At 73.6% G+C, this 12407-nt stretch carries 11 protein-coding genes; 7 read left to right on the top strand and 4 right to left on the bottom strand.

Features of this window, described 5'->3' with window-relative positions; all coding sequences use genetic code 11:
• Positions 1–165: 165 nt before the first annotated feature.
• A complete protein-coding gene (locus ACFXAM_RS00785; protein ID WP_380286785.1) occupies positions 166–1065 on the bottom strand; it encodes a hypothetical protein in 900 nt (299 codons plus the stop codon).
• A gap of 303 nt (positions 1066–1368) precedes the next feature.
• Between ACFXAM_RS00785 and ACFXAM_RS00780 the strand changes: the two genes are divergently transcribed.
• The 5 genes from ACFXAM_RS00780 (at position 1369) to ACFXAM_RS00760 (ending at position 6363) form a co-directional block, all read left to right on the top strand.
• A complete protein-coding gene (locus ACFXAM_RS00780; RefSeq protein ID WP_380286784.1) occupies positions 1369–2235 on the top strand; it encodes a helix-turn-helix domain-containing protein in 867 nt (288 codons plus the stop codon).
• A gap of 88 nt (positions 2236–2323) precedes the next feature.
• The gene (locus tag ACFXAM_RS00775) at positions 2324–3781 is read left to right on the top strand and encodes an aldehyde dehydrogenase family protein (RefSeq protein WP_380286783.1); all 1458 of its coding nucleotides are present in this window, start codon (positions 2324–2326) and stop codon (positions 3779–3781) included.
• Positions 3782–3962: 181 nt separating this feature from the next.
• Positions 3963–4817: an SAM-dependent methyltransferase gene (locus ACFXAM_RS00770; protein ID WP_380286782.1), complete on the top strand. Its 855-nt coding sequence runs from the start codon at positions 3963–3965 to the stop codon at positions 4815–4817.
• An 88-nt stretch (positions 4818–4905) separates the two neighbouring features.
• Positions 4906–5355 carry a MarR family winged helix-turn-helix transcriptional regulator gene (locus tag ACFXAM_RS00765; RefSeq protein ID WP_380286781.1) on the top strand — a complete coding sequence of 150 codons (450 nt, stop codon included), beginning with the start codon at positions 4906–4908 and terminating at the stop codon, positions 5353–5355.
• A 93-nt stretch (positions 5356–5448) separates the two neighbouring features.
• A complete protein-coding gene (locus ACFXAM_RS00760) occupies positions 5449–6363 on the top strand; it encodes an LLM class flavin-dependent oxidoreductase (protein ID WP_380286780.1) in 915 nt (304 codons plus the stop codon).
• A gap of 7 nt (positions 6364–6370) precedes the next feature.
• Here ACFXAM_RS00760 and ACFXAM_RS00755 read toward each other — a convergent pair whose 3' ends face one another.
• Positions 6371–7303 carry an AraC family transcriptional regulator gene (locus tag ACFXAM_RS00755; protein ID WP_380286779.1) on the bottom strand — a complete coding sequence of 311 codons (933 nt, stop codon included), beginning with the start codon at positions 7301–7303 and terminating at the stop codon, positions 6371–6373.
• A 55-nt stretch (positions 7304–7358) separates the two neighbouring features.
• The gene (locus ACFXAM_RS00750; RefSeq protein WP_380286778.1) at positions 7359–8285 is read right to left on the bottom strand and encodes an NADP-dependent oxidoreductase; all 927 of its coding nucleotides are present in this window, start codon (positions 8283–8285) and stop codon (positions 7359–7361) included.
• A 182-nt stretch (positions 8286–8467) separates the two neighbouring features.
• Here ACFXAM_RS00750 and ACFXAM_RS00745 point away from each other — a divergent pair, with 182 nt between their 5' ends.
• Positions 8468–9286, top strand: coding sequence for a MerR family transcriptional regulator (locus ACFXAM_RS00745; protein WP_380286777.1), 819 nt, complete (start codon positions 8468–8470; stop codon positions 9284–9286).
• Complete coding sequence (locus ACFXAM_RS00740) at positions 9283–10257, top strand: BtrH N-terminal domain-containing protein (RefSeq protein WP_380286776.1); 975 nt, start codon at positions 9283–9285, stop codon at positions 10255–10257. The genes ACFXAM_RS00745 and ACFXAM_RS00740 overlap by 4 nt, the downstream gene beginning before the upstream one ends.
• A 66-nt stretch (positions 10258–10323) precedes the next feature.
• Here the strand turns inward: ACFXAM_RS00740 and ACFXAM_RS00735 are convergent, their stop codons facing one another.
• Positions 10324–12150 (bottom strand): bifunctional metallophosphatase/5'-nucleotidase, encoded by a 1827-nt coding sequence (locus tag ACFXAM_RS00735; RefSeq protein WP_380286775.1) that lies wholly within the window; start codon positions 12148–12150, stop codon positions 10324–10326.
• Between the last annotated feature and the right edge of the window lie 257 nt (positions 12151–12407).

Genomic DNA, 12407 nt, shown 5'->3' with positions numbered 1-12407 from the left:
GGTCCAGGTAGCCCGGCGCCGCACTGCCGGGTCGTACCGAGCCGCACCCCGTCAGCGTCGCCGGGCCACCGCGGTCCATGGCGCCTGCCCACATCCCCGACCAGTTTGGGGGCAGGCGCCTTTCGCGTTTCCCGGGGCGGGCCGGTCCCCGGGCCGGCCTGCGGGTCAGCCGGCGGGGAAGTAGACGGGGCGGCCGGCGAGGTTGAGGACCACCCGGTCGCCCAGGGGCTCGGCGGGCCGGAACCGGGCCTCCCGTGCGTCGCCGTTCGGTTCGCAGTCGGCCGGCCGGCCGTCGGTGCGGCCGATCAGCACCAGGACGCCGGCGGTCCCGTACGTCGCGCCCGGCAGCGGGGCGGCGCAGTTCTCGGGGGACAACAGGGCCCAGAAGTCGCTCTCGCCGGCGGTGCGATTGGCCCACCAGAGGTCCGTGACGCCCTCGGGAAGGTCCCCGTCCTCGACCTTGTGCGGGCCGGGCGGCTCCTGCGACTCCACGGCCGCGACCGCGTAGGGGTCGTCGACTCCGGCGAACCGGAACTCCCAGACCGGGACCGTCGCCGTCCCGCGGCTGGTGATCTGGGGCCGGGTCGCGGGCCGGACGGCGATGACCGTGAGCACGGTGTCGCAGGGCTCCCTGGTGCAGGGGCTGTCGCGGTAGCGCACGAGCTGCTCGTAGGCGGCGCGCGGGTCGGTCAGCGGCAGGGTCCGGGAGGTCCCGTCCGGGAAGGAGACCGTCCCCGGGCCGGAGAACGGGGGGAACTCGGCGTCCAGGTCGATCCGGTCGCCGAGGAACGCCGCGAAGGCGCGGTCGTCCTGGTGGAAGTCCCTCGGCAGCCAGTACTGCCCGTCCTGCTGGGGGTAGTAGCCGTCGCGCCAGATCCGTTCGGACTCCGAGCCGGGCCAGGACTGCGCCACCTGGCGGGCGCGTTCCAGCGCCCCGGCGGGGACCGGGGTGTCGCGGACGGCGGCCGGCGTGACGGCGGGGACGGGGGAGGTGTCACCGGGGACGGTGAGCACGGCCAGGACGGGGAGCAGGACCACGGCGGCGGTGCGAAGTCGTCTCAGCACATCGTCGGGGACGCCCGGCGGCGCGCTCGGGTTGCGTCAACCGTTGTCGATTCCGGCCGAGTTGTGGATCCCGGGGGGTCATCGGGGGGTTGGGGATGTCCATGGCGACGGTGGGGGACTAGAGTGCGTTCCGGGGAGCTACGGGTCGGCTACCGCGCGTATCCGGACGGTGGTCGTCCGGGCGGTCACGGCGGCGGCCGACGGCTCCGCGGAGGGTGTTCCGAGGACTGTTGTTTGTCGGTCCCTGATGGAAGACTGCGGCCGACGGCCGGGGGGCTGCGCGAGGTGCGGAGGGTTGAGGCGATGGGTGCGACTCAGGCGGGTGGTGGTGCCACGGTGCGGCGTCTGCTGCTGGGGTCGCAACTACGAAGGCTCCGGGAGGCCCGGGGCGTCAGCCGGGAGGAGGCCGGGTACTCGATCCGGGCCTCCGAGTCCAAGATCAGCCGGATGGAGCTCGGCCGGGTCGGCTTCAAGGAGCGCGACGTCGCCGACCTGCTGACGCTGTACGGGGTCGACGCGGAGCCGGAGCGGGCCTCGGTGCTGGGTCTGGTGCGGGCGGCCAACGCGACGTCCTGGTGGCACGGCTACGGGGACGTCCTGCCGGGCTGGTTCCAGAACTACCTGGGGCTGGAGGAGGCCGCCACCGAGATCCGCAGCTACGAGGTGCAGTTCGTCCACGGGTTGCTGCAGACCGCCGACTACGCGCGGTCGGTGATCACCCACGGCGGGCACGTCACCGAGGCGGCCGAGATCGAGCGGCGGGTGGAGGTGCGGCTCAAACGCCAGGAGGTGCTGACCGCCGACCGGGCGCCGCGGCTGGTCGCCGTGCTGGACGAGGCCGTGCTGCGCCGGCCCTGGGGCGGCCCGGAGCCGATGCGGGCGCAGGTCGACCGCCTGCTGGAGCTGACCGACCTGCCGAACGTCGAACTCCAGGTGATGCCGCTGGGTTTCGGCGGGCTGCGGGCGGAGGGCGGGGCGTTCTCGGTGCTGGCCTTCGACGAGCAGGAACTGCCGGACATCGTCTACCTGGAGCAGTTCACCACCGCCCTGTACCTGGACAAGCCGGCCGAGGTCGCCGAGTACGCGGGCGCGATGGACGGTCTGGTGGCGGACAGCCTCTCCCCCGAGCGGACACGAGAACTTCTTCGCTCCGTACGCCAAGAACTCTGACGGATAAGTACGATGAGCCCCGATCAGATCTGATCGCGAACGACCGCGAGCGATGTTCGTGCGTTCCCGTAGGCATGAGAGGGATCAGATGTCGTACCTTTCCGAGTTGGCGCTGCAGTACATCGACGGTGAGTGGCGCGAGGGCAGCGGCTCCTGGGACATCGTCGACGTCGACCCCTTCACCGGCGACAAGATCGCCGCCATCACCGTCGCCACCGTCGAGGAGGTCGACCAGGCCTACCGGGCCGCGGCGCTGGCGCAGAAGGAGTGGGCGGCCACCAACCCCTACACCCGCCGGCTGGTGTTCGAGCGCGCGCTGCGGATCCTGGAGGACCGCGAGCAGGAGATCACCCGCGACATCATGACCGAGCTCGGCGGCACCGCCGTCAAGGCCTGGTTCGAGCTCTCGCTCACCAAGGACATGCTGCGCGAGGCGATGCAGCTGTCGCTGCGCGCCGAGGGCCGGCTGCTGCCCTCCCCGGTGGACGGCAAGGAGAACCGGCTCTACCGGCTGCCGGTCGGCGTCGTCGGGGTGATCAGCCCGTTCAACTTCCCGCTGTTCCTGTCGATGAAGGCGGTCGCCCCGGCGCTGGCGCTCGGCAACGGCGTGGTGCTCAAGCCGCACCAGGAGACGCCGGTGGTCGGCGGCACCCTGATCGCCAAGATCTTCGAGGAGGCGGGCCTGCCCGCCGGCCTGCTGAACGTCGTGGTCACCGACATCGCCGAGATCGGCGACGCGTTCATCGAGCACCCGGTCCCCAAGGTGATCTCCTTCACCGGCTCCGACAAGGTCGGCCGGCACGTCGCCACCGTCGCCGCCGCGCACTTCAAGCGCACCGTCCTGGAGCTGGGCGGCAACAGCGCGCTGATCGTGCTGGACGACGCCGACCTCGACTACGCGGTGGACGCGGCCGTGTTCAGCCGCTTCGTGCACCAGGGGCAGGTCTGCATGGCTGCCAACCGGGTGCTGGTCGACCGCACGGTGGCCGAGGAGTTCACCCGCAGGTTCGTCGCCAAGGTCGCCACCCTGAAGGTCGGCGACCCGCGGGACCCGGCCACCCACATCGGCCCGCTGATCAACCCCGTCCAGGCCGACGCCCTCACCGCGCAGGTCGACCAGGCGGTCGCCGCCGGCGCCACCGCGCTGCTGCGCGGCACCACCACCGGCAGCCTGATGGAGCCCGTGGTGCTCGGTGACCTGCCGGCCGACGCGCCGATCCTGCGCAACGAGCTGTTCGGGCCGGTCGTGCTGCTGGTGGCGTTCGACGGCGAGGACGAGGCGGTGCGGATCGCCAACGACACCCCGTTCGGGCTCAGCGGCGCGGTGCACACGGCCGACGTGGAGCGCGGCGTGCGGGTCGCCCAGCGGATCGAGACCGGCATGATCCACGTCAACGACGGGACCATCGCGGACGAGCCGGTGGTGCCCTTCGGCGGCGAGAAGAACTCGGGCGTGGGCCGGCTGAACGGCGATGCCACGGTCGACGCGTTCACCACCGTGAAGTGGATCTCGATCCAGCACGGGCGCAGCCGCTTCCCGTTCTGACGGCCGCGGCCGCTCCGGCCGTCCGCTCCGCCCGCTCCCGCGACGGAGGGGACGGCCGGGTTCCACTTGCCCGGCAGGGCTGCCCTATGCTGCGCCTGTCGGATCGTGCGGGGACCAGTGGGGACTGTGTTCGACCGCATGCGACCGTGGGTGACCGGAACGGACCGAAGGGGTGGCAGGGGTGACCGGGTTTCAGGAGATCGGCCGGGAGTGGCTCGTCGGTGACGAGGGCGACGAGGTGCGGCCGCCCGCCGACCTGCGCCCCGAGATCCCGCACCCCGCCCGGATGTACGACTACTACATCGGCGGCAAGGACAACTTCCCGGCCGACCGCGAGGCCGCCGAGCGGGTGCTCGCCATCAGCCCGATGGTGCGGCTCAGCGCGCTCGCCAACCGGGCCTTCCTCGGCCGCGCGGTGCGCCACCTCGCCGGCGAGGGCATCCGGCAGTTCGTCGACATCGGCACCGGCATCCCCAGCGCCGGGAACACCCACGAGGTCGCCCAGCAGGTCCGGCCGGACGCCCGGGTGGTCTACCTCGACAACGACCCGATCGTGCTGGTGCACGGCCGCGCCCTGCTGAGCGGCGCCGCCCCGGGCAGCACCTCGGTGGTCCAGGCCGACCTGCGCGACCCGGCCGCGATCCTGGCCACCCCCGAGGTCCGCCGGGCACTGGACTCCGGCGAGCCGGTGGGACTGCTGCTCGTGGCCGTCCTGCACTTCATCGACGAGCAGGACGACCCGTACGGCATCGTGCGCACCCTGGTGGACGCCCTGCCGCCCGGCAGCCGCCTCGTGCTGTCGCACGGCACCCTCGACTTCACCCCGACCGCCGACGCCGGCCGCGGCCCCGCCGTCTACCGCAGCGCCTCCGCCCAGCTGACCATGCGCAGCCGCGAGCAGGTGCTCCGCTTCTTCGACGGCCTCACCCTCGCCGACCCCGGCCTGGTCACCGCCCCCCTCTGGCGCCCCGACACCCCCGAGCGGCCCACCGACTCCCAGATCGGCATCTGGGCCGCCGTCGGCGAGAAGTCCTAGGCGGGGCGCCGGAGCCGTCCGGCGGTCGCGGGGGCCGAACCCCGTCGCAGTAGTTCGTGGTGCGAATTTCTGCTGTTAGGCTGGCCGGATGGCGAAGAGCGAGGGTGGCGGGATCGGGGTCGTGGGGGCGCTGGTGCGGGCGGCGTTCCTGGTGGACGCGGTGTACGCCGAGTCGGCGCGGGAGCATGGGCTGACGCCGCAGCAGGGGCAGTTGCTGTGCGTGCTGCTGGGGCGGTCGTACGTGATGGGGGAGCTGGGCGGCGTGCTGCGGCTGGCCAAGTCGAGCCTGTCCGGGCTGGTGGACCGGAGCGAGCGCAACGGGCTGGTGCGGCGGGAGAGTTGCGAGGGGGACGCGCGGTCGGTGCGGGTCGCGCTGACGGCGGAGGGGCTCGCGCTGGGGGAGCGGTTCCACGCGGAGACCTGCCGGCGGATCGACGAGCTGCCGGCCGGGCTGTCCGCCGGGGAGCGGGAGGTGCTCGCCGGGCTGCTCGGGCGGGTGGTGCTGGACAACGAGGTGCCGCCGGTGTTCGGCGGTTAGCCGGCGGCCGGGGGCCGGAAGGGGTTGCAGTTCGCGGAACGAACCAATAGGTTCGTGCTGCGAACTTCAGCTCTTTTTTGCTTTGGGGGAACGATGAGCATCGAGAACGCGGGCGTCGTCTTCGGGTTCGGAGCGCCGGGGGAGCTCGCCGGTACCGCGCAGCTGCTGGACGTCGTCCAGCAGGCCGACCGGGACGGGCTGGACCACTTCTCGCTGTCCGACCACCCGTACCTCGGCGCGCGGGTGGACGCCTACGCCGCGCTTGGCTTCCTGCTCGGGCGCACCGGGCGGATCAGCGGCTTCGCCAACGTCACCAACCTGCCGAGCCGGCCCGCCCCGCTGCTGGCGCGGACCGTCACCTCGCTCTCCGCGCTGTCCGGCGGGCGGGTGGTGCTGGGGATGGGCGCCGGCGGGATCTGGGACCGGATCGCCGACCTGGGCGTCGAGCGGCTCGCTCCGGGCGAGGCGGTGGAGGCCTTCGAGGAGGCGATCGTGCTGATCAAGCGGCTCTCCGGGGGCGGCCCGCCGCTCACCCACGAGGGCCGGCACTACCGCGTCCGGGACATCGAGCCGGCGCCGGTGGCCGCGCCGCCGGTGTGGACGGGCTCCAACGGGCGCAAGTCGCTGGCGGTCACCGGCCGGGTCGCCGACGGCTGGATCCCCGGCCACGCGGCGGACTGGCTCAGCGAGCGCTACCGCACCTCGCGACCGGTCGTCGACGAGGCGGCCGCCGCCGTCGGACGCGACCCGCGCGAGGTGCGCACCGTCTACAACCTGCCCGGCCGGATCACCGACCGGCCGCTCGCCGCGACCCGCGACGCCGAGGGCAGGTGGCTCGGCGGCTCGGTGGACCAGTGGGTGGCGGAGCTGACCGGCGCGGTGCTGGAGCACGGCGCGTCCGGCTTCACCCTCTTCGCCGCCGACCACGGCTCGCCCGACCCGGTCACCCTCCGCCGGTGGGCGCGGGAGGTCGCCCCGGCGGTCCGGGAGGCGGCCGGGAAGGGCTGAGCCGGACTCAGGCGGCCCGGGACTCGCGGCGGTAGCCGCCCGGCGCCAGGCCGAACTCCCGCTTGAAGGCCTTGGCGAAGGCGTACTCCGAGCCGTACCCGGTCTGCGCGGCCACGGCGGTGAGCGGGGCCTCCGACTCGCGCAGCAGCCGGGCCGCGGTGGTCATCCGCCAGCGGGTCAGGTACGCCATCGGCGGTTCGCCGACCAGGGTGGTGAAGCGGCGGGCGAACGCCGCCCGGGAGAGCCCGGCCCGGATGGCCAGGGACTCCACCGTCCAGGCCGCGGACGGCGCCTCGTGGATCGCGGTCAGCGCCGGGGCCACCGCCGCGTCGCCGAGCGCCGCCGCCCAGCCGGCCGCGGTGGCGGGCGGCTGCTCCTCGAACCACGCCCGCAGGATGTACAGCAGCAGCGAGTCGATCAGCGCCGGGACGATGCCGGCCGAGCCGATCCGCGGGTTCTCCAGCTCGGCGCCGAGCAGCTGGACGGCCGCGCTCAGCTCGGGGTGGCGCCCGTGCCGGGTCTGCAGGTGGACGATCTCCGGCAGCTGCCGCACCAGCGGGTGCGGCCGCGCCTGGTCGAGGTGGTAGTTGCCGCACAGCAGGCTGGTGCGCGGCCCGTCCCCGCCCAGGCTGACGGTGCCGATCGGCAGGCCCGGCCGGAAGTGCGAGGGCTGCTCGGGGACGGCCGGGGTCCGCGGGTGGTCGGCGAGGACGTGGCCGCGGCCGTCCCGCAGGAAGACGACGTCCCCCGGGCTGAGCGCGATCGGCTCGGCCGCGTCGTCCTCCAGCGGCACCAGCCAGCAGGTGCCGTAGAGCACCACGTGGAACCCGGCGCCGGCGACCGGGGGCAGCCGCAGCCCCCACGGGGCCCGCCCCTCGGTGCGGACGGAGGCTGGCTGCCCGGTCCGCATCGAGCTCAGTGCCTCGGTCAGGATGTCCACCCGGTCTCCCCCGGTCGCAGTGTGTCCCCGAGCACCTTACGGCGCACCCCACGGCTCAGCCGACGGTGAGGACGATCTTGCCCTGGGTGCGGCCGGTGGCGATCAGCTCGTGGGCCTTGCCGGCCTCCTCCAGCGGGAAGGTCCCGGCGATGTGCGGCCGGATCCGGCCCTCGTCGACCAGCGCGGCGATCGCCTCCAGCGAGGCGTAGTCCGGCTCCACCGAGACACCGGCGAACCGCCGCCCGGCGGCCTCGACCTCGGCGGCCAGCGCGGTGTTCCAGTGCTCCATGATCGAGACCAGCACGCCGCCCTCGCGCAGCACCTCCAGCGAGGCGGTGCCCTGCGAGGAGGAGTCGAACACCACGTCCACCTGCCCGACCCGGCCCAGGAAGCCCTCCTCGCGGTAGTCGATCACCTCGTCGGCGCCCAGCGAACGCACGAAGTCGTGCTTGGGCCCGCTCGCGAGGGCGATCACGTGCGCGCCGCGGGCCTTGGCGATCTGCACCGCGAGGTGGCCGACGCCGCCCGCCGCCCGGTGGATCAGCACCCGCTGTCCCCCGGCCAGCCCCGCCGCGTCCACCAGGCCCTGCCAGGCGGTCAGCGCGGCCAGCGGCAGCGCGGCGGCCCGCACGTGGTCCAGCGCGGCGGGCTTGCGGGCCACCTGGCGGGAGGGCACGGCCACGAACTCGGCGTAGCCGGTGGCGGCGCGCGGGAAGAACGGCATCCCGAACACCTCGTCGCCGGCCTTGAAACGGGCGCCGGGACCGGCCTCCTCGACCACGCCGGAGATGTCCCAGCCGACCCCGAACGGCGGCTCGCCGAGCAGCGGGAACGCGCCCGAACGGACCGCCGCGTCCACCGGGTTGACGCCGCTGGCGTGCACCCGGACCAGGACCTCGCCGCCGCGCGGGGCGGGCCGCTCGATCTCGACGAGCTCCAGGACCTCGGGACCGCCGAAGGACTTCTGGGTGACTGCGCGCATGGGACCGCTCCTTCTCGCAAGGATCGTGCTCTCGTTGACGTGATCAACGGTAGGCAGGGCCCGCGCGCGGCTGAATATCCCGCTGTCTCGGAAAGATGTCCCAGCGTCTCGCCCGCCGGCCGTCCGGTCCGGAGAGCGGGCGAAGTGGACCCTCCCACGGGGGGAGGGTCCACCATGGGCCCGTGCGAGACCAGGACGACTTCCTCACCATCGGGCGCTTCGCCCGCCTCTGCCGGCTGAGCGTCAAACAGCTCCGCCACTACGACGACACGGGCCTGCTGCCGCCGGCCCGGGTCGACCCCGCCACCGGCTACCGCTACTACGCCCCCGCCCAGGCCCGTGACGCTCTCACCGTCGCGCTGCTGCGCGAACTCGACCTGCCGCTCGCGGTGATCGCCGCGACCATGGCGGCCGGCGAGCCGGAACGGGCCCGGCTGCTGCGCGCCGAACGCGACCGGGTCGCCGAGCGGATCAGCCGCGACCGGGCCCGCCTGGAGCTGCTGGAACGCCTCGCGGACGGCGGCGGGCTGCCCGGCTACGAGATCACCCTCGGCCGCGAGCCGCGGCGCACGCTCGCCGTCGTGCGGGCGGTGGCCGGCCCGGGCGAGCTGGCGCAGCGGGTCGGCGGGTGCGTCGGGCTGCTGCTGGCGCACCTGGACGGCACGCCGTGGCGGCCGCCGCTGTGGGGGCTGTTCCCGCTGGACCTCGGGGAGGGCATGCGGATCGCCGTCGGCGCCGAGGTGGACGAGGCGCACGAGGCGGCCGGGCTGGAGCACGAGGTGCTGCCCGGCGGGCCGGTGGTGGAGACCGTCCACCACGGCCCGTACTCCCAACTGCCGCTCGCCTACCACGCCCTGCTGGCCGCCGTGCACGAGCGCGGACTGCGGCCGCTGGCGCCGGTGCGGGAGGCGTACCTGGTCGGACCGGGGGAGGCCCCGGCGGAGGAGTGGACGACCCGGCTGGTGGTCCGGGTCGAGGAGCGGACGGAGGAGGCGGCGTGAGCGGGTCGCGCGGCGGGGAGCACTGCGAGACGACGGCGCTGGGCGTGCTGCTGCGCCACGAGGGCATCGACCTGTCCGAGCCGATGCTGTTCGGGCTCGGGGCGGGGTTGTCGTTCGTCTACTGGGACGGCAGGGGGATGGACTTCCCGTTCCTCGGCGGCCGGGTCAAGCCCTTCGAGCTGACCCGCGCGCTGGCCGCCCGGCTCGGGCTGGAGCTGGACGTCCGGGAGACCGCCTCCGCCCGCCGGGCCTGGCAGAACGTGGTCGGCGAGCTGGACGCGGGGCGCCCGGTCGGGCTCCAGCTGGACAGCTACCACCTGGAGTACTTCACTTCCAGGGTGCACTTCGGCGGGCACGTGGTCGCGATGGAGGGCTACGACGCGCACGACGCGCACCTGGTGGACACCGCCCAGCAGGGCGGCGCGGTCACCACCAGCCTGGCCTCGCTCGCCGCGGCGCGCGCCGAACGCGGCCCGATGACCGCCCGCCACCGCTCCTTCACGCTCACCCGGCCCGGCGGAGCACCGGACGTGCGGGGCCTGCCGGCCCCGGCGATGGCCGCGTGTGCGGCGGCGTTCCTGAACCCGCCGATCGCCAACCTCGGGCACCGCGGTATCGCGAAGGCCGCCGCGCTGGTGCCGGGCTGGCTGGCCCGCGCCGACCGGCCGCGGATCCAACTGCCGCAGGCCGCCCGGATGATGGAGCAGGCCGGGACGGGCGGCGCGCTGTTCCGCAACCTCTACCGGGACTTCCTCGGCGAGAGCGCCGACCTGCTCGGCGACCCCCGGGTGCGCGGCGCCCGCGACCGGTACGCCGAGGCCGCGGCGGGCTGGACCGAGGTGGCCGCCCTGGTCGGCGCGGCGGGGGAGTCCGGGGACGCGGCGCACCTGGAGCGGGCCGGGCGCCTGCTGGGGGAGCTGGCGCGGATCGAGCGCGAGGCGATGGGGCAGCTGGCACTGCTCGCCGCCTGAGCACGGGAGCGGCCCCCGGGCGGGCGCCCCGGGGGCCGTCCGGTGGTGGGGTCGAACCGGGTGGCGTCAGAAGACCGGCCGGCCGGCCCGCACCAGGCGCCAGGACTCGGTGAAGAAGTCCGCCGGGTCGATGACGCCCTTCTCCTTCACCCAGGCGATCATCGCGTTGCGGATCTCGTCCGAGTTGGCCCACAGCTTCTGGGCGGCCGCGACGTGCGGGAAGTTGCCGCCGCCGTTGGCGCGGTAGTTGTTGACCGCGAGGACGAACCGGGCGGTCGGGTCGATCGGCTTGCCCTCGAAGGAGAGGCCGACGATCCGCGAGCCGACCGGCTGGGAGATGTCGATGTCGTAGGAGACGCCGTACACCGCGTCGTAGTTGTAGTCCGGGGTGTTCTGCGCGTTGGTGAGCGTGGCCTTGTCGACCGGCGCGTCCGGGGCGAGCCGGGCGTAGTACTTCGCCGAGAACTCCAGGTAGTCCTTGATCTGGGCGCCCGTCAGGACGCGGGCCTCCAGGGTGTTCTCGTAGATGTACAGGCCGGCCGCGTCACGCAGCTTGACCTGGCCGGACGGGATGACCGCGGTGCGGTTGAACGGCGCGGCCTGGGCGAGGACCGGCAGCTCGGCGTACTGGCCGCCGGCCAGCGCGGCGCGCACCACGTCGGCCTGGACCCTGCCGATGAGGTCGATGATCGGGGTGTCCCGGAACGGCGCCTCGGCGATGGACAGCTCGATCCTGGCGGTGCCGATGACCTGGTTGACGTACTCGACGACCTTCTTGTGCTGCTCGGTCATCAGGCCGACGATCTCCGGGTCCTCCGGGACGGTGTTGGAGTTCAGCACCCGGGAGGTGAGCGAGACGACCTTCCACGCGCCCTTGTCGAACTCGACCTCGAAGTCGAAGCAGGTCAGGCGCTGGCCCCAGCACAGCGGCTCGGAGAGCACGACCGTCCGGCCGGTCTCCTTGTTGACGACCAGGCGCTGGGCGATCTCCTTGTGGGCGTGGCCCACCAGGACGGCGTCGATGCCCGGCACCTGCTCGGCCAGCGCCACCGAGGCGTTCTCCGGCCAGGGCAGCTGGTCGCCGTAGGAGGTGGCCTCGTCCGTGCCGGAGTGGCAGGCGACCACGACGACGTCCGCGCCGGCCGCCCGCACCTTCGGCACCCAGGTCTTCGCGGTCTCGACGATGCCCGGGAAGGTCATCCTGCCGGCGACGTTGGCCTTGTCCCAGATCGCGATGCCCGGGTTGGTCAGGCCGACGATGCCGACCTTCAGGGCCGGGCCGTTGCCGAGCTTCAGCTTGCGGATCACGTACGGCGGGAAGGCCGGCTTGTCGTTGCGGGCGTTCAGCGCGTTGGCGCCCAGCAGCGGGAAGTCCAGCTGCTCCTCGTAGGCGCGCAGGGTGTCGATGCCGTAGTTGAACTCGTGGTTGCCGAGCGCGGCGGCGGTGTACTCCATGGTGTTCATGGCGAGCGCCATCGGGTGCTCGGGCGCGGTGTCGGCGTCGGTGGCGATCGGCTCGACCCGGGCGTAGTAGTACGTCAGCTGGGTGCCCTGGATGGTGTCACCGGCGTCGATGAGCAGGCAGCGGTCCCAGCCCTTCTCCTCGCGCACCTGCTTGGCGAGCGTGGAGATCTTGGCGAGGCCGACCTCGTTGTGCGCCTTGTCGGCGTAGACCGCGTCGGTGAAGTAGTCCCAGTTGAGCACCCGGCCGTGCAGGTCGGTGGTGCCCATCACGGTGAAGGCCTGGCGCTTGGTCCGGCCCTTGGCGCGGGCCTCGTCCGGTCCGGCCGCCGCGGCGGGGGTGGCGGCGGCGAGGGCGGCGCTGCTCGCGAGGGCGGCGCCGGCGGCGGTGGCGGCGGACCGGGTGACGAAGTCACGGCGGTTCAGGGACATTGGACGACTCTCCCGGTGGGACTACGGAACGGACCTCGGTGACGCGCGTAGAAGTACGCGCGTAGAAGTGTGCCGTGCGCCCGGGCCGGGGGATAGCCCCCCGACCTGTCCGGCAGGTGAGATCTTGGCGACCCGTTCATGACGCGGGCGGGCAGGTGCGGTACTCCCCCCCATCCCACCCGCGCCCGGTCGGGACCCGGTAAAGATGCCACGCCCTTCAGGTAGGCTTGGGGCCTAGATGTCAATGGCGGGCGGGC

Source organism: Kitasatospora sp. NPDC059462, assembly GCF_042749955.1.
In the GTDB taxonomy this organism is placed as follows: domain Bacteria; phylum Actinomycetota; class Actinomycetes; order Streptomycetales; family Streptomycetaceae; genus Kitasatospora.
This window is presented reverse-complemented; position numbering and strand designations above follow the sequence as displayed.

Bases quoted from the DNA above. Each gene is read 5' to 3' on its own strand.
- ACFXAM_RS00780 (WP_380286784.1), top strand. From the start codon at position 1,369: ATGGGTGCGACTCAGGCGGGTGGTGGTGCCACGGTGCGGCGTCTGCTG.
- ACFXAM_RS00775 (WP_380286783.1), top strand. From the start codon at position 2,324: ATGTCGTACCTTTCCGAGTTGGCGCTGCAGTACATCGACGGTGAGTGG.
- ACFXAM_RS00765 (WP_380286781.1), top strand. From the start codon at position 4,906: ATGGCGAAGAGCGAGGGTGGCGGGATCGGGGTCGTGGGGGCGCTGGTG.
- ACFXAM_RS00760 (WP_380286780.1), top strand. From the start codon at position 5,449: ATGAGCATCGAGAACGCGGGCGTCGTCTTCGGGTTCGGAGCGCCGGGG.
- ACFXAM_RS00750 (WP_380286778.1), bottom strand. From the start codon at position 8,285: ATGCGCGCAGTCACCCAGAAGTCCTTCGGCGGTCCCGAGGTCCTGGAG.
- ACFXAM_RS00735 (WP_380286775.1), bottom strand. From the start codon at position 12,150: ATGTCCCTGAACCGCCGTGACTTCGTCACCCGGTCCGCCGCCACCGCC.